The 17,485-nt window shown below is 42.9% G+C and carries 16 protein-coding genes; 6 read left to right on the top strand and 10 right to left on the bottom strand.

Going from position 1 to position 17,485, the window contains the following annotated elements; translation table 11 throughout:
* Window positions 1-96 precede the first annotated feature (96 nt).
* Window positions 97-933: a sulfite exporter TauE/SafE family protein gene (locus tag MgSA37_RS20395; RefSeq protein WP_096354543.1), complete on the bottom strand. Its 837-nt coding sequence runs from the start codon at window positions 931-933 to the stop codon at window positions 97-99.
* A gap of 204 nt (window positions 934-1,137) precedes the next feature.
* On the opposite strand from MgSA37_RS20395, the gene MgSA37_RS20390 reads away from it, so the two are divergent.
* Entirely contained in the window at window positions 1,138-2,976 is a 1,839-nt protein-coding gene (locus MgSA37_RS20390) for a UbiD family decarboxylase (protein WP_096354542.1), read from the top strand.
* Between the two features lie 41 nt (window positions 2,977-3,017).
* Window positions 3,018-3,728 (top strand): hypothetical protein, encoded by a 711-nt coding sequence (locus MgSA37_RS20385; protein ID WP_157750659.1) that lies wholly within the window; start codon window positions 3,018-3,020, stop codon window positions 3,726-3,728.
* 9 nt (window positions 3,729-3,737) lie between these two features.
* Here the strand turns inward: MgSA37_RS20385 and MgSA37_RS20380 are convergent, their stop codons facing one another.
* The 5 genes from MgSA37_RS20380 to MgSA37_RS20360 form a co-directional block, all read right to left on the bottom strand.
* A complete protein-coding gene (locus tag MgSA37_RS20380) occupies window positions 3,738-3,971 on the bottom strand; it encodes a hypothetical protein (RefSeq protein ID WP_096354538.1) in 234 nt (77 codons plus the stop codon).
* 84 nt (window positions 3,972-4,055) lie between these two features.
* Entirely contained in the window at window positions 4,056-4,550 is a 495-nt protein-coding gene (locus MgSA37_RS20375; protein WP_157750658.1) for a hypothetical protein, read from the bottom strand.
* A 52-nt stretch (window positions 4,551-4,602) separates the two neighbouring features.
* Entirely contained in the window at window positions 4,603-5,166 is a 564-nt protein-coding gene (locus MgSA37_RS20370) for a hypothetical protein (protein ID WP_096354536.1), read from the bottom strand.
* A gap of 38 nt (window positions 5,167-5,204) precedes the next feature.
* Window positions 5,205-6,617 carry a D-alanyl-D-alanine carboxypeptidase/D-alanyl-D-alanine endopeptidase gene (dacB, locus tag MgSA37_RS20365; protein ID WP_232010696.1) on the bottom strand — a complete coding sequence of 471 codons (1,413 nt, stop codon included), beginning with the start codon at window positions 6,615-6,617 and terminating at the stop codon, window positions 5,205-5,207.
* Entirely contained in the window at window positions 6,589-8,055 is a 1,467-nt protein-coding gene (locus tag MgSA37_RS20360) for an APC family permease (RefSeq protein WP_096354534.1), read from the bottom strand. Before MgSA37_RS20360 ends, dacB begins: the two co-directional genes overlap by 29 nt.
* A 154-nt stretch (window positions 8,056-8,209) precedes the next feature.
* Here MgSA37_RS20360 and MgSA37_RS20355 point away from each other — a divergent pair, with 154 nt between their 5' ends.
* Entirely contained in the window at window positions 8,210-10,447 is a 2,238-nt protein-coding gene (locus MgSA37_RS20355; RefSeq protein WP_096354533.1) for a sodium-translocating pyrophosphatase, read from the top strand.
* A gap of 112 nt (window positions 10,448-10,559) precedes the next feature.
* On the opposite strand, the gene MgSA37_RS20350 is transcribed toward MgSA37_RS20355, so the two are convergent.
* Complete coding sequence (locus MgSA37_RS20350) at window positions 10,560-10,982, bottom strand: type II toxin-antitoxin system VapC family toxin (protein WP_096354531.1); 423 nt, start codon at window positions 10,980-10,982, stop codon at window positions 10,560-10,562.
* A gap of 3 nt (window positions 10,983-10,985) precedes the next feature.
* Window positions 10,986-11,231, bottom strand: a complete 246-nt coding sequence (locus tag MgSA37_RS20345) for a DUF6364 family protein (protein WP_096354530.1) — start codon at window positions 11,229-11,231, stop codon at window positions 10,986-10,988.
* Between the two features lie 219 nt (window positions 11,232-11,450).
* Here MgSA37_RS20345 and MgSA37_RS20340 point away from each other — a divergent pair, with 219 nt between their 5' ends.
* The 3 genes from MgSA37_RS20340 (at window position 11,451) to MgSA37_RS20330 (ending at window position 14,994) form a co-directional block, all read left to right on the top strand.
* The gene (locus MgSA37_RS20340) at window positions 11,451-12,974 is read left to right on the top strand and encodes an amino acid permease (protein ID WP_096354528.1); all 1,524 of its coding nucleotides are present in this window, start codon (window positions 11,451-11,453) and stop codon (window positions 12,972-12,974) included.
* A 97-nt stretch (window positions 12,975-13,071) separates the two neighbouring features.
* On the top strand, window positions 13,072-14,235 hold the full coding sequence (locus tag MgSA37_RS20335; protein WP_096354527.1) for an MFS transporter: 1,164 nt from the start codon (window positions 13,072-13,074) through the stop codon (window positions 14,233-14,235).
* A gap of 189 nt (window positions 14,236-14,424) precedes the next feature.
* Window positions 14,425-14,994: a MarC family protein gene (locus MgSA37_RS20330; protein WP_096354525.1), complete on the top strand. Its 570-nt coding sequence runs from the start codon at window positions 14,425-14,427 to the stop codon at window positions 14,992-14,994.
* 108 nt (window positions 14,995-15,102) lie between these two features.
* Here the strand turns inward: MgSA37_RS20330 and tnpA are convergent, their stop codons facing one another.
* On the bottom strand, window positions 15,103-15,570 hold the full coding sequence (tnpA, locus tag MgSA37_RS20325) for an IS200/IS605 family transposase (RefSeq protein ID WP_096354524.1): 468 nt from the start codon (window positions 15,568-15,570) through the stop codon (window positions 15,103-15,105).
* 1,034 nt (window positions 15,571-16,604) lie between these two features.
* Window positions 16,605-17,438 carry a hypothetical protein gene (locus tag MgSA37_RS20315; RefSeq protein WP_096354520.1) on the bottom strand — a complete coding sequence of 278 codons (834 nt, stop codon included), beginning with the start codon at window positions 17,436-17,438 and terminating at the stop codon, window positions 16,605-16,607.
* Between the last annotated feature and the right edge of the window lie 47 nt (window positions 17,439-17,485).

Below are 17,485 nucleotides of genomic sequence, written 5' to 3'. Positions count from 1 at the left end.
AGTTGATTAAGAGAGTTGTTGATTAAGTTAAAATCAAAAAAGTAAACGCCATTTGATAACCTAATCAACCCGATCCAACTTAATCAACTAATTTAACTATATTTTTCCCGTTACCCCGTGATAGATCATTTGTACCGCCAGCGCCGAAATTACAATCGCAAAAATATACCTCAGCCACCTGGATGAGGTTGATTGTACCAATATTTTCGAGCCGGTAAATGCGCCTGCCAGCACACCGATCACTACCGGCATTGACAGGCCCGGGCTGATATAGCCCCGTTGCAAATAAACCACCGCGCTGGCTGATGCAGTAACACCGATCATGAAATTACTTGTAGTAGTTGATACCTTGAAGGGGATGCGCATAATGGTATCCATCGCAATCACTTTTAAAGCGCCGGAGCCAATGCCCAGCAGGCCCGATATGATGCCCGCAAAGATCATCATCACAAAACCGCCGCCAACCCGGGTTACACTGTAATCAATTGCTCCGTTATTGCCCGGATAGCTGCCGCTGAGCTTTAATTTTTCGGCCAGGTAGCTTTTTTCGCGTACTATATTTTCCGCTTTCTTTTTTAATGAAAGCAGCGCCGAAAATATCAATATCAGCCCGAATATTACGGCAATATAACTGGTTGGGATATGCGTTGCCAGTATGGCCCCGCACATGGCGCCTGCGGTTGTAGCGATCTCCAAAAACATACCCAGCCGTAAATTGGTGATTCCCTCTTTCACAAACGCCGCTGCCGAACCCGAAGAGGTAGCGATAACAGAAACAAGCGACGCACCAATGGCATAATGGATATCGACATGCAAAACCAGTGTCAGTAATGGGATGATCACAAAGCCGCCACCCAAACCGGTTAATGAACCAAGTAAACCTGCAAAATAGGCGCCGATAAGAATGATCAGGGTAAATACCAGTATGGTCATATAAATAAGCCGGTTATCTGTCGCCGCAAAAGTAATAATAACTTTTTTTAGGGGCTTACTTTAATGTTTGTCTATGGATTTAGGCGAGTAATTGCGTTTATTAACAAAAGGTAAAATTTTAGCCGTTCGCTGTCTGCTTTTTTATATTCATAACCTTATCCACCGTATTACCTCTTCCCAATTCGTACATTTGCGGCATCAACTATGAGCTACAAAAGTTTACAAGCCTGTATTACCGACCTTGAAAAGCATGGTCATCTGATCCGGATAAAAGAAGAAGTTGACCCTTATTTGCAAATGGCGGCCATACATTTGCGCGTATTTGAGCACGGCGGACCGGCTATCCTTTTTGAAAATGTAAAGGGCAGTAAGTTTCCCGCTGTATCCAATTTGTTTGGTACGCTGGAGCGGTCGAAGTTTATTTTCAGGGATTCGCTGGACAAAGTGAAAACCCTGGTCGAACTCAAATCTGATCCGCTTAAAGCTATCAAACATCCTTTTAAATATGCCAATGTTGCCTTAACGGCATTATCTGCGTTGCCTATGAAGGTTGGCAAAAATGCGCAGGTCAATTTTGCCAAATGCAGGATCAGCGATATCCCCCAAATTGTTAACTGGCCCAAAGATGGCGGGCCCTTCGTTACCATGCCGCAGGTGTATACCGAAGATATAGATAAACCCGGCATCATGAATGCCAACCTGGGCATGTACCGCATTCAATTGGCCGGTAACGATTATATTTTGAATAAAGAGATCGGCTTGCATTACCAGCTGCATCGTGGTATCGGCGTTCATCAAACCAAAGCCAACGCCAAAGGACAGCCGCTGAAGGTGAGCATATTTGTGGGTGGCCCACCGTCGCATCCCGTTGCCGCGGTGATGCCATTGCCGGAAGGGCTCTCGGAAATGACCTTCGCCGGGGCTTTAGGTAACCGCCGTTTTCGTTATTTTTATGATGAGGAAGGTTTTTGCATTTCGGCCGATGCTGATTTTGTAATCACCGGAACAGTAATGCCGCACGACAACAAACCCGAAGGCCCTTTTGGCGATCATTTGGGATATTATAGTTTAAAACATCCTTTTCCGCTGTTAAAGGTGCATAACGTATATCACCGGAAAGATGCTATCTGGTCGTTTACCGTAGTGGGGCGGCCTCCTCAGGAAGATACCAGCTTTGGCGCGTTGATTCACGAGATCACCGGTTCTGCTATCCCGAAGGAAATCCCCGGCCTGCACGCTGTTAACGCTGTTGATGCAGCCGGTGTGCATCCATTGTTGTTTGCTATTGGCAGCGAGCGCTATACGCCCTATTCAAACGAACGCAGGCCGCAGGAGATCCTGACCATAGCCAACCATATTTTAGGTAAAGGACAGCTGAGCCTGGCAAAATACCTTTTTATCACCTCGAAAGAAGATGACCCAAAGCTTGATGTAAACGACATCGGTGGATTTTTAAAACATATCCTGCAACGGATAGACCTAAGCCGCGACCTGCATTTTTATACCAATACCAGTATCGATACGCTGGATTACAGCGGCAGCGGCCTTAATTCGGGCAGTAAAGTGGCCGTTGCAGTTGCAGGGGAAATTAAGCGAGAACTTTGGGCAGAATTGCCCGCTGATTTTATACTGCCCCGCCCGTTTGCAAACTTCAAAATGGTAATGCCCGGCGTACTGGCGGTTAAGGTGCCGAAAAACATCAAACACAGCGATACCCCGCTGATTTTTGAGATTTTGGAAGAAGAATTGGGTGACACCGACCTGGACGGACTTCCATTAATGGTTTTGTGCGATGATGCCGACTTCACAGCTCAAAACCTAAATAATTTTGTGTGGGTTACCTTTACAAGGAGCAACCCGTCGCATGATATTTATGGCATCAACAGCTTTATTGAAAATAAACACTGGGGCTGCAAGGGGCCGCTGATCATTGATGCACGCATCAAGCCACACCATGCCCCGGTTTTGGAAAAAGATCCGGAGGTTGAAAAACTGGTGGATAAGATGGGGGAGAAGGGCGGAACTTTGTATGGGATTATTTGAGGGTAAAGGAAAAAGGTGAAAGGTTTTTATTTTTGAGAACGATGATAAAAAAGAATTATACTATACTGGTTTGTTGTTTGTTGATGCTATTTTTTTCGTGCGGAAAAAAGGCACAAAACATCCCGCATTATACCATTTCTAAAGAATTTAAAAGCGATACGCTAATTACCCTGGATGTGCATATTGCTAATCGGTTAACCACTGCTCAACTGGTGCTGATAGCCGGAAAAATAAAAACAGACAGTGCGCAAATAAAAAACCTCGCGATTCATTTCCTGCTGCCCGGCAATAGTGATATCAGCGCGGGAGATAACAGTTACTACGCATCAATAAGGTATTTGGCTGACAAACAGGTGAAATTAACCGATTCATTAAAAGACGATCACGGTAACGCGGTACGCCTTCAGCAATTTGGGTTAGACAGTGCGAAAGCCCAAACATTACTTTCACAACAGCCGGTAGTTATCACGGGTAAAAATGTACTTGGCAAATTTGTGGATGACTATGCTAAAACGCTGATCATCCCATTTAAGGACCCAACCGACAAACGCGACCAGCTTTTTGTAATTGAAGTGGATGGATTAGGGAATATTGTTTCTTCCACCGTTCCCCAGAAAATAGTGGACGGCGGCGTTGAAAAATGGATGGTGGATAAAAACGGCGACTATATTACCATAAAAGACAGCGTACTCGCCCAATACCCATCAAATGGTTTGGGATTGCCGTTTAATAGTATCAGATCGGGGATTTAGTGGGTCGAGCTAAAGGCTACTTAACCAGGCTTTTGCATCTTTTAATTCAGCCTTGCCATCTATTGATGATTTAACTTCATGAATGGCTTTCTTGAATCCATCATAAAATTCATCTAATTCGCCTTTTTTATTCGCTGTTTTTCGGCGGTTTTTGAACAAAGCTTTCACTTCGCTGAGGATGTTTTTATCATCAGTGTCCAATATCAGTCTAACCACTTCAAGTTTTTCAGCTTGTAAGTTCATATATCAAAAATACAATAAATTTAATTATTGGTGAATTTTCTGGTCCGGAGATTTTATAAATTCTGCAGTTTTTGAACCATTTTTCTATTTAACATTTCCCTTGTCCCACTTTCTGCCGAGCATAAACCCAGTAAAAGTCAAAAGTACAATTAGGAGCATTTTTATAATATGGATGCCCCAGAGATAAGAATTTAAATCACCTCCATAAAAAAGCCCTTTTACAGGCGCTGTGTTGTCAATTGCAGGTGAGTTAAGCACAGGAGGGTGAATGACAAATAAAAATTCATTAAAAAAACACAAAACCAGTCCGGTGAAAATCAGCAATATTATATCAGTCAGAATTACTTTAAAATTGAAAAATAATGTACGGATCAGGTACACCCCAAAACCGATGGTAACAAAGTAGCTAAAAACAAAATAAGCCGATGATAAGTTGGGGCCAAACAGACCACCGGCTAAATAAGTGTCGTGCATGTTTATATCCAGAGCACTTCCACCGGCTATCAAAACATAGCATAAATAGGCCGTAATTAAACACCCTGCCAGCCAGAGAACTTCGCATCGAATCTTTTTATTCACTCTATAATTTATATCTATTTTGCTCTAAATTATACAGTTATCCTATTGTGATTCAAATTTTTGGCTGTTTTGACAACCTGTTTTCGGATTGATTACTACTATTGTTCTGGCTGATAGAATAATCATACCATTTTGATCGTTTCCAATGACCTTTTACCTTTATAAATAAAATTTTCTCGTCGTATCCGCCAAGCATACAATTGCAGTCTTCACCTATTTCGAGCAAAACCTTTTGCCTGTCAGCAGATACTATGGGAAATGACAATTTATCCAATATACCACTTTTACAAGTTTCGTCGATAACCACATCTTTAAATTTTCCAGTTCTCGGCCAAAATGATTTAAGCTTATGAGATTCCAATTTAAAATCTTTAAATACCTTTTGTTGATCTTTTATGAATGTTTGATCCTTCGAGGTAAATTCTGATGACCATTCACCCGAAATAGGCAATGTGTAAACGGAGGCACAGACCACGTCAAGTTGGATGTTATTGTCAGCAATTATCTCATTTAATATTTTATACACTTCTGCGGTAGTTAAATTTTTAGGTTTATTACATGATGAATAAACTAATGAAATTGTTAAAGCGACAAAGAGTGTTTTTATTTTTTTCATAGACTGACGCTATAAAGTTCTTCTTTAGACTTGGAAAGTTATTTCAACTCATCCAAAACCCTGAATATTTTCTCCTTCACAGCACGGCTTGATCCGTTAAAATTATTTACCATAATACTGAAACAAAGTTCGCGGCCTTTATAGGTTTGATAGCCGGCATAGCACAGTACATTTAGTATGGTGCCGCTTTTCATTTTCATATTGTTGTAAGTAGGCAGGCTTTCATAAAAATCAGGGAACCAGGTTTCCTTTTTGGCCGATTGCAGGATTGCGGCCATGGTAAGGGTCGTTACCCTGTCGCCGGGGGAAAGGCCGCTGCCATCAAAAATATTCAGGGAATGCGGATCTATGCCTTTTGCTTTCCAGAAATCCTGCAGTACCTCCACGCCATTTTCGGTGGAGGGCTGTTTGCCGGCTTTCCAGGCAATAGTTTTCAGCAATTGCTCCGCGTATAGGTTAATGCTTTTTTGGTTGAGCCAGTAAATGATCTGGCTTAACCGGGGTGAAAGGATGGTGGTTAGGTTTGTGGCGATCTGCGGCGCCGGCAAGCCTTTAGCGGTTAAAGTACCTGTGGATTCAGGTTCGTTGCTTACCAAAATACCCAATCGTTTTAAGGTATCCGCTAAACGGAAAGCAGCATCATAGGCAGGGTCGGGGAGGGCTACGGAAATACTTTTTTTACTTTGATCTTCGGCATAAGTTCCCCTTAGGTACATCAGTTTGCCGCCAACCGGTAAAAACGCATAAGCTTCGTCGCCGGTGCCTGCCGGGGCGTTTAATAGTTCGCTTTTAAAATCCAGATAAGGTACTGCCGGTACTTCGCGGGCAATCTCAATCGGGCTGCCAATCCTCCCGGTCCTGAGTTTAATATCGAACTGGTTTTCGCGCCAGGTAAGGCCGGAAGTTCCGGCACCATAGTAATTGCCCACATCCATCCAAATCCATCCGGGGGGAATGGATTGTGAGCCGAAAATACTGTCGTCGCCAACAATCCTTCCGTTAATTTTTTTGATGCCCGCTTTTTGCAGCGCATCTACCATTAAACTTAGGATATGGTGCTCATGCGAACTTTCATATCGCCAGCTGCCCAGCGTTGGATCACCTGCTCCCTTGATAATGACATCGCCGGTAAGCGTTCCGTCAGCGCCTACTGAACCTGAATAACCAAACTGGGTTTGGTATTGGAAATCCTTACCCAGTAAATTAAAAGCGGTAATGGTGGTAACCGTTTTCAGGGTTGAAGCCGTTGCCAGCCCCATATTTGGATTGCCGGCAAATACGGTTTCGCCGGTTTTAGCGTCCAAAACGGTAAGCGAAACCGAGGCATAGCGGCACTGGCTGTCGGTCTGCAAGCGGTTAAACGCTGTTTGCAAATGCTGCTGAAGCGGCTGCGCAAATAAATTCCCCGAAAAAAAAAGTACGCTAGCCAGCCAGCTCTTCCTGATCATCATTTTTCAAGTACCTCTTTGCGATAAAATAAATGGGTATTCCGGCTAATACAATATACAAACCACCACGCGAATACTCGGGTTTGTAAATTAATAGCAGGATACAAAATGCCAGGCCCAGGATGATATAAATGGCCGGCAGAACGGGGTAGCCGAAAGCTTTATAGGGCCTTTCAACATCAGGTTGTTTTACCCTTAAAATATAAATACCGAAAATAGTGAGAATATAAAAGATAACCACCACCAGGGAGATCATATCCAGCAGGTCGCCGTACCGGCCGCTTAAGCAAAGCACGCTGGCAACCAGCGCCTGGATCCACAAGCCAAATTCAGGAACAGAAAATTTGTTCAATGTGCCTGTTTTCTTAAAAAACAAACCATCCTTGGCCATGGTATGATAGACCCTTGCTCCGGCCATGATCAATCCGTTGTTGCAACCGAAGGTGGAGATCATGATCATAATGGCGATCACGTAAGTGCCTGCATTTCCGAAGATCACGTGAGAAGCTGCAACAGCTACCCGGTCCTTATCGGCAGTAGCTATATCATGCATGGACAACACGCCGGTATAAACAACATTGGCCGATATATAAATAATGGTAACGATGAGCGTGCCTAAAAATAAGCTTAGCCCTACGTTGCGTTTGGGGTTATGCATTTCGCCTGCTATAAAAGTTACGTTATTCCAGGAGTCGCTGCTGAAGATTGAACCTACCATAGACGCTGCAATAGCACCCAGCGCAGTAGCAATAGTAAGGGGCACTACGCTGCCATCCGGCTTTAGGTTATGTAAATCCCAGGCATGTGCCCAGTTAGCATGCCATACATCGCCCTTTAAAGCAATAAATCCAAAAATGATCAACCCAAACAAACTTAAAAGCTTGGTGATGGTGAAAGTGTTTTGAATGAGTTTACCGCTTTTTACCCCCTTGGTGTTGATATAAGTAAGCAAAAGGATGATCCCAATAGAAACGCATTGCGCCGCAGTGATGGAGAAAGTAGGTTTTACTTCACCCTTGGCAAGGTAATGGTTAAATGGGTATAAAATATGGTCCTCGCTAACCGCAGGGATAAGATAGGCTGTGAATTTGGAAAATGCCACGCCAACAGCCGCTATTGTGCCGGTTTGTATCACTGCGAAAAAACTCCAGCCGTATAAAAAGGCAATCAGTTTGTTATAAGCTTCCTTTAAATAAACATACTGGCCGCCTGCTTTGGGGTACATGGCGCTCAATTCGCCATAACTAACCGCAGCGGTAATGGTCATAAACCCGGTGATCAGCCAAACGGCTATCAGCCAGCCTGCCGAGCCTACATTACGGGTGATATCCGCGCTTACAATAAATATACCTGAGCCGATCATCGAGCCTGCCACCAGCATGGTGCCATCCAGCAGTCCCAGTTCATGTTTTAATTTTGCTTGTACTGTTTTTGTTGCCATCAATGGGTTTTTGTTTAAAGTTTCTAAACTATTCAAAAAACTTTATAATTGACAGGCTATTGTAAAGAAATTAATTTACTAATTTGCGCCGACCAATTATATTTGCACTCTTTTTAAAATATTATTGAAAATATTTAGTCACTAAAAATTATATATGGATTTATTAAACACTTACTTGATCTATTTAATTCCTGTTTTTGGCCTTATCGGGATCGTTTTCATGGGCATTAAAGCCGCCTGGGTAACCAAACAGGATGCCGGCGACGGTGAGATGACCAAGCTGTCTGGCTATATAGCCGATGGCGCCATGGCATTTTTGCGTGCCGAATGGAAGATACTGGGCTACTTTGTAGTAGTGGCAGGTCTGTTGCTGGCTTACTCGGGTACTACGGTAAAAACGTCCAGCCCGGTTATCGCAATATCTTTTATTGTGGGCGCTTTTTTATCTGCTTTTGCGGGTTACCTGGGTATGCGCATCGCCACTAAAGCCAATGTGCGCACCACGCAGGCTGCACGTACCAGTTTAGCGCAGGCGCTTAAAGTGTCGTTTACAGGTGGTACTGTAATGGGCCTGGGTGTTGCCGGTTTGGCTATCATTGGTCTGGGATCGTTATTTATTGTTTTTTATACCCTATACGTAAGGAGCCAGGGCTTAAATGTAAATGGCGAAGGTATGGCAAAAGCGCTTGACGTTTTAGCCGGATTTTCATTAGGTGCCGAGTCTATCGCTCTTTTTGCCCGTGTTGGCGGTGGTATTTATACCAAAGCAGCTGACGTAGGCGCTGATTTGGTTGGTAAAGTTGAAGCTGGCATCCCCGAAGATGACGTGCGCAACCCGGCAACTATCGCTGATAACGTAGGTGATAACGTTGGTGACGTTGCAGGTATGGGCGCCGACCTTTTCGGGTCATACGTGGCAACAATGTTAGCCACCATGGTTTTGGGACGAGAGATTGTTTCCAATGATAATTTTGGCGGTATCGCCCCGGTATTGCTGCCAATGGTTATTGCGGGCTTAGGCCTGGTGTTCTCCATTGTAGGCGCTGCGTTTGTTCGGATCAAGAAAGAAACCGACAGCGTTCAAAATGCTTTGAATATCGGTAACTGGATGTCGATTATATTAACCGCTATTGCCACATATTTTGTAGTGCAATGGCTGCTTCCGGCTGATAGTTTTCATATGATCCGTGACGAAGTTACCGGTGGCGGTTTAAAAGATGGTTCAATCGTGTTTACCAAAAACGGCGTCTTCGGCGCCATCGCTGTTGGCCTTGTTGTGGGCACTTTAATGTCCATGATCACCGAATATTATACTGCCATGGGCAAACGCCCGGTATTAAGCATCATCCGCCAGTCATCAACCGGCCATGCTACCAATATCATCGGTGGTTTGTCAGTAGGTATGGAATCAACTGTAGCGCCGATTTTGGTGCTGGCCTCAGGTATATACGGATCATATCATTTTGCTGGTTTATACGGCGTATCTATCGCTGCAGCAGGCATGATGGCAACTACTGCGATGCAGTTATCCATTGATGCTTTCGGGCCGATTGCCGATAACGCGGGCGGTATTGCCGAGATGAGCCGTTTACCTGAAGAAGTTCGTCACCGTACAGATAACCTGGATGCCGTAGGTAACACCACTGCTGCAACAGGTAAGGGATTTGCCATTGCTTCGGCAGCACTAACCTCACTGGCTTTATTTGCGGCCTTTGTTGGGGTTGCAGGTATCGAACATATCGATATTTATAAAGCTGACGTATTAGCCGGATTGTTTGTAGGTGGTATGATACCTTTTATCTTTTCGTCATTATGTATCTCGGCCGTTGGCCGCGCTGCTATGGCGATGGTGGAAGAAGTAAGGCGCCAGTTCCGCGAGATCCCGGGCATTATGGAGTACACAGGCAAGCCTGAGTACGAAAAATGTGTAGCCATCTCCACCAAAGCGTCCATCCGCGAAATGGTTGCTCCGGGTTTGATCGCTTTGATCACCCCGATCATTATTGGTTTTGCTTTCGGCCCCGAAGTTTTGGGCGGCTTATTAGCAGGGGTAACGGTATCAGGCGTGCTAATGGGGATTTTCCAGAGCAATGCCGGTGGTGCATGGGATAATGCCAAAAAATCATTTGAAAAAGGCGTAATGATCAACGGCGAAATGTTCTACAAAAAATCAGAACCGCATAAGGCTTCTGTAACCGGTGATACCGTAGGCGATCCGTTTAAAGACACCTCAGGCCCGTCAATGAATATCCTGATTAAATTGATGTCGATCGTTTCGTTAGTAATTGCACCTCACTTACATAAAGAAGCTGTTAACAGCCCGCGCATTCAAAAAGAATTGCAGCAGCGATCAATGATCACGCATGTGATTAAGGTTGATAAAAGAGCCTAAAGAAAAAGGGGTACTGAAAAGTGCCCCTTTTTTGTCTATAAACTTTTAAAGATATTCGATAGTTAATGATAACTCTTCTGGCGTAGCTTAACAATAGCGTATTTATTTTTAATCACACGTTACTCATCAATGCTAACGCTTCTTCCGGGTTTAATACTGGTATCGAACTTTTTTTGAAATCTTTTGTGTTTCTCGTAACGATGAAATCGATTTTGGGGATGCTTAAAGCACAATAATACTGGATAGCATCTTCGTAGTCATTAAAATCTGTTTTCAACGATTTTTTGATTACATCCCGTGATACATCGGCCACTTCTGTCAACTCTTCTAAGCCTTCTAATAACTTAATTGTAGCTTTGTTAGTTAACGATTGCCGTAGCACATAATAAATATTGTTGTAAGATACAGCCGAGATATAAATTTGTGTTTTGCCCGTAGCAGCCAGGTTGAATATTTTTGCAGCCTGCAATGAAAAAGGCCGTCTGTCAGCTAAAAAGTCGATGACTACGTTGGTATCCATAAAGATATGCTTCATGGACTATTTGTATTTTTGAGTTAAAATATTGCCGAGTTCTTTTTTATGATCAAAATCTTCCGGTAACTTGATTGCCCCCATTAATCTACTGACTTTTGGAGATAAAGTTACATCTGTATCTGTTGCTGATGCAATTGTTTTAAGATAATTTTCAACAATGCCCGATAAGCTTTTGCCATTTTTCCGGGCATACTTCTTTGCAGATAGAATTACGTCACCCTCCAACGTCAATGTTAGTTTTGTAGTCATGGCACGTGTTTTATTTTTTCAAAGGTACGTGTAAGTTAATGCAAATTAAAATTAAAACATATATTTTAACATTAGAATGTCGGCTTAGCCAACCAATTTAATTCAGCATTCCCTACTCATCCCATTGTTACATTCTGCACTTTATGTTTTCAATAAATTTAAGTACGTTTGGGGAGAAACTGAACTCATATTATTATAACTGATCTTATTAATTAAAACATGAAGCTATTTGTAAAAAAATCGATTCAACAACTGCTTGCTTCGGCCAACGAAGGTGAGCATACCCTTAAACGCACCCTGGGTGCAGGGAACCTCATTGCCCTTGGTATTGGAGCTATAATTGGCGCAGGCCTTTTTGTTAGAACTGCTGCTGCTGCTGGTGGTAACGCCGGATCCGCTGTAACCATTTCTTTTATTATCGCAGCCATCGGTTGCGCTTTTGCGGGTCTGTGCTATGCAGAGTTCGCATCCATTATCCCAATTGCGGGCAGCGCTTACACTTATGCTTATGCTACTATGGGCGAAATTATAGCCTGGATAATTGGCTGGGCGTTAATATTGGAATATGCACTTGGAGCAGCCACTGTGTCCATCAGCTGGAGCGAATATGCAAATAACCTGCTCGGGCACCGAATACCGTACGAATGGTGCCATTCGCCTATGGAATCGATCATTACAAACGGCGTATCGCATCATGGCATTATTAACCTGCCAGCCTTATTGATCTTATTACTGCTATCAGCATTACTAATAAAAGGTACCCAGGAATCAGCAACAGTTAACAGTGTTATCGTTATTTTAAAAGTGGCCATCGTTTTGGTATTTATCGCTATCGGATGGCAGTTTATCAATCCGGCCAATCATACACCTTATATGATTCCTGCTGATGCAAAACCAGTAAAATTGCCCGACGGTACAATGTATTCCTTCTCCTCGTTCTTTACGCATGGCTGGGGTGGGGTTGTCAGGGGTGCCGGTATCGTGTTTTTTGCATTTATTGGCTTTGATGCTGTATCAACAGCAGCACAGGAAGCAAAAAATCCAAAAAAAGATATGCCGATCGGGATCCTTGGATCATTGGTTATTTGTACCATCCTGTATGTAGTGTTCTCCTGGGTATTAACAGGTGTAGCACCCTATACCGATTTTATGAAAGCCGGTAAAGAAGCTTCTGTGGCATACGCCATCAGCCATTACATGGCAGGTTATGCATGGCTTTCTACTTTGGTAACTGTTGCTATCCTGGCAGGTTTTTCGTCTGTAATTTTAGTGATGCTATTGGGTCAGTCAAGGGTGTTTTATACCATGTCGACAGACGGTTTATTGCCGAAAGTGTTTTCTGATCTTCACCCAAAATTCAGCACTCCATATAAAAGCAATATCATTCTGTTTATTTTTGTGGGGCTGTTTGCCGCATTTTTACCCGAAAGCGTTGCCGGCGACTTAACCTCGATCGGTACATTGTTTGCATTCGTGGTAGTTTGCGTTGGTGTTATGATCCTGCGTAAAAAAGATCCAAACCTGGTAAGACCATTCAAAACGCCTTTTGTGCCGCTGGTGCCTATATTAGGTATATTGATATGCGCAGGGATGATCATCAGCTTACCGGGCAGAACCCAGTTAAGCGCCCTTGCCTGGATGGTATTCGGCCTCATCATTTATTTTGCATATAGCAGGAAAAATAGCAAACTTGGCACAGCAGGCGACATATTGCCTACGGCTACCGATTTTGAGAAAAAGTAATACTATCCTTGGACACTATAAATATTTGTAACAAAAAAGGTTCTGCGTCGTCAGAACCTTTTTTGTTGACTTGAATTTTTTTCCGTAAACCTGGCACATGAAAACCGATAAAAACCTTTGGGTTTTAGTATTAGTATGCGTTATCAATTCGCTGGGCTTCGGCATTATCGTCCCGGTGATGTATGCCTATGGTAAAACATTCGGCCTCACAGGTACCACATTAGGCGTTCTGACAGCTTCTTTTTCTATCGCTCAATTTTTTGCCACACCGGTTTTAGGTTCCTTGTCTGATAAATGGGGCAGAAAACCTATCCTGGCCATTAGCCTTGCCGGCACCTGTTTTTCCTTTTTGTTGTTTGCCGAAGCCAATGCCTTATGGTTGCTGTTTGCCGCCCGGATACTTGACGGCCTGACCGGCGGCAATATTTCGGTAGCACAGGCCATGGTGGCTGATACAGCCACACCACAGAACCGCGCAAAACGTTTCGGTATTCTTAGTTCTGCCTTTGCGTTTGGTTTTGTGGTCGGCCCGTTGATCGGCGGTTTGTTCAACAAGATCAGCCCGCAGGCGCCATTTTTTTTTGCTGCGGGCATTTCGTTGATTGGTACATTGTGCACCCTGTTTCTACTAAAAGAAACAAATCTTACAGATAAAAAAACACGGCTAACCTTCAATAGTAAATTTAAGTTTGCTTCACTCATCACCACGTTAAAACGCCCGATTATCGGTACGGCTATTTTTACCGGCTTTATGCTTACCATGGCACAGTTTACCATGATCATCGGTTTCCAAACGTTTAGTGTGGATATTTTGAAGATCACGCCTGCAACAATGGGCATTTTCCTGGCCTCGTTTGGCGTTTGCGGGATCATTGCGCAGCTGGGCGTTCCGCTTTTTACAAAGATCTTCCCGTCAAAAATCACTATACTGTTATTGTCAAGCGCGTTGTGTTTTGCGGCGATGTTCATATCCGGCTTCCTCACCGTTTTGGTTCCTTTTGCAATTTGTCTTTGTGTTTACGGATTGTTTAATGGCCTGCGTAACCCTATGCTCAATGCCATTATTGCCGACAATATCGACCATGCCGAACAAGGCAAAATATTGGGCATCAACCAGTCATACGCCTCAGTCGGGCAAACGCTGGGGCCGCTTACGGCGGGGGTAGCGGCGGCTTTTTCGGTACATAGCGTATTCATTTTATCGTCTTTCTATATTTTAGTTGCAACTTTGCTTTGTTTCCGGTTAAAGTCAAAATCATAATGCACGAATAAACACGAATTTAAATAATACGAATAGTCACGAATTTTTTCAAATTACACGAATTCTTTTGGGAAAAGTGTTAGGAACGCGAGTTCGCGGAGAGCATATACAAATTCGCGAGATTAGATATAATTTGCGCTAATTAGTGTAATTCAAAAAAATCGTGGAAATTCGTGTTTTTAATTAGCTATGCATCCACTAATTTTCAGGGAGATCCTCTCGGTAACGATGATCCTTTTTGCTATCATTGATATCCTGGGTGCTATCCCCATCATTATCGAAATGCGGCAGCGGGTAGGTCACATCCAAAGCGAAAAGGCAAGCATCGCGGTTTTGGTGCTGATGGTTGGCTTTTTATTTGGCGGGGAGGAGCTGCTTAGTATTATCGGCCTTGATGTTTCTTCCTTCGCTATCGCGGGATCGCTCGTGATCTTTATCATCGCCATGGAGATGATTCTTGGCGTTAGATTTTTTAAGGACGAAGTCGCCTCATCAGCATCAATTGTGCCATTAGCATTCCCGCTCATCGCCGGGGCAGGTACCATGACTACCCTGTTATCATTAAAAACACAATATCAAACATCAAATATTTTAGTAGGGATAGTGGTTAACACCCTGTTTGTCTATCTCGTGCTAAAAAATGTGCAATTGCTGGAAAGGCTGTTGGGGAAGACCGGGTTAAATATCTTGAGGAAAGCCTTCGGGATAATTTTATTGGCTATCGCGATAAAGCTGTTCAGGAGTAATACGCACTTGTAGCCCCTAACCCCCTAAAGGGGGAATTTTTGTTTTCCTTGTGCCTCATAGGGGCAAAACGTTTGTAGAAAAACAACAAGAGAGGAGGTTTTGCCACGTAGTGGCTACCCTTCACCCGTCTAACAGGTCGTGAAAAATGTATTTTTCATTGTATTCCACGGCATAATCTTTCAATATATCAAGGTATTCTTCGCGAAATGTTTTTTTGGTGTGATGTTGTTTTTGGTTCATAATGTATTTAACTACACCGTCTATTTGTGTGCGGCTGTTGCTGAATGCGCCATAGCCATCCTGCCAATAAAATTTTCTCTCTGTAAATTTTTCTTTGTTAATAAATTCAGAGCTATCGCCTTTTGCCACACGCATCATATCCGAAATGGATTGCTTTGGGTTAATCCCGACAAAAAAATGTAAATGATCCGGCATTGAATTGATCGCCAACAATTTATGCCCATTGTTTTGCAGAATGCCCGTAATATATTGATGAAGCCTTTCTTCCCAGGTAGGTTGTATTACCGCTTTCCGGTATTTTACAGCAAAAACGCAGTGAATGTAGAGTTGGGTAAAGGTATTTGACATAATGATAAAGGTATATTCAAAAATAACACTTTAAAGCAAATAGGCAAAGGGTAGCCGCTACGCGGCAATAATTGTTGGGGGCTTGTGGTGCTACAAACGTTTTGCCCCTATGGGGCAAAGCAATGTTCGTTATAGGGGGGCATTGTAAAAATACATTTGCCACATCGAAGCAATCCATTTAAAGGATTGCAGGTTTTTAACGTGTCGGCAAAGGGTAGCCGCTACGCGGCAATAATTGGGTGGTGGGTCGGGTTGCTACAAACGTTTTGCCCCGATGGGGCAAGGCGATTTTTGTTACAGGGCGCATTGTGAAAATACATTTGCCACATCGAAGCAAACCATTTAAAAGGATTGCAAGTTTTCAAAATAAGCCGCTACGCGGCAATAATTGGGGGTTGGACTTGTTGCTACAAACGTTTTGCCCCTATGGGCAAGGCAATGTTTGTTATAGGGTGGCATTATGAAAATGCATTTTGCCACATCGAAGCAATCCATTTAAAAGGATTGCAGATTTTTAACGTGTCGGCAAAGGGTAGCCGCTACGCGGCAATAATTGGGGGTTGGACTTGTTGCTACAAACGTTTTGCTCTTATGGGGCAAGGCAATGTTTGTTATAGGGTGGCATTATGAAAATGCATTTTGCCACATCGAAGCAATCCATTTAAAAGGATTGCAAGTCTTCAACATGTCGGCAAAGGGTAGCCGCTACACGGCAATAATTGGGGGTTGGACTTGTTGCTACAAACGTTTTGCCCATATGGGGCAATGCAATGTACATTAACAACATTTACAATTTTCTTTAAGACAGATGATACGTTACTTTAAATTAACCCCCTTGCCCCATAGGGGCAAAACGTTTGTAGAAAAATAAATAGTAAGACATATTGCCACGTAGTGGCTACCCATTATTGGCTTGACAGGCACAGATAAGTGTTTTTTATGGAGAATAATTTTATTGGCTATTGCGATAAAATTGTTCAGGAGTAATACGCATTTGTAGCCTCCCAAGGCCCCTAAAGGGGGAGTTTGATTTTTTACTTGCCGAAAAAACTTGCCAATGGGATTTCGGTAATCAAAGCATCATTTCCTTTCCGGCCCAATACAAAAAAGCTCCCGTTTCGAACTTTTCTATCTTCATCGGATTCTTCGAAATATCCCTTACCGGTCAAGCCTTTGGGTATGATTCTTTTGGCCAATATTTTGCCTTTATTGTCGACAAGATAAAGTTGGTGAGGCGCATTTAAATCGCTATTGCCCCAGAATACATAGTTATCATTCCATTTCCCAAGGAATTCGCATGAACTGAATTTGCCATTTTCCGGAATAATAAAAGATGGTACACCATATTCATTCGGGGATTTCCCAATAAACTTACCGGAAAGACTGTATCGTTCATACCACATAGCGGTGTCTCCCATTGCGCCGATAATGATAGAGCTATCTGTAAAAAAATATTGGTCTATATGTTTATCGGGGATATTGCAATAGGTTTTAATAATTAAGCCGGTTGAAGGATTTAGAACTTTTATAAGATTTTGATTTTTTTTTTCACCACCAAACGTGTACAGATTGTTTTTGTAGAAATAAAGCTGACGACCGGGCCACTCTTTATATGTTTTACGGACAATTTGTTTGGTGCCTGAGAATACCGCTAAACAATCCACTTTGTCCCCCCCTAAAAAGTAGAACGTTCCATCGTTATCAATCTCAAAACCATCTATTACCCAATCATTCATGTCCTGTTCTTTATAAAAGGGCACACCGTTGACATTGCTTAACGGTATGAGAGTTTGTTTTTTAGGAAATGACTGCGAGAAACATGAAAAAGTAATTAAGGCAATTAGTAAGGTTAAAGTTGTTTTTTTCATTCAGGTTGGACAATGATTCAGGAATATATTAGTTTAACATTCGTTAC

It is taken from the genome of Mucilaginibacter gotjawali (assembly GCF_002355435.1).
In the GTDB taxonomy this organism is placed as follows: domain Bacteria; phylum Bacteroidota; class Bacteroidia; order Sphingobacteriales; family Sphingobacteriaceae; genus Mucilaginibacter; species Mucilaginibacter gotjawali.
This window is presented reverse-complemented; position numbering and strand designations above follow the sequence as displayed.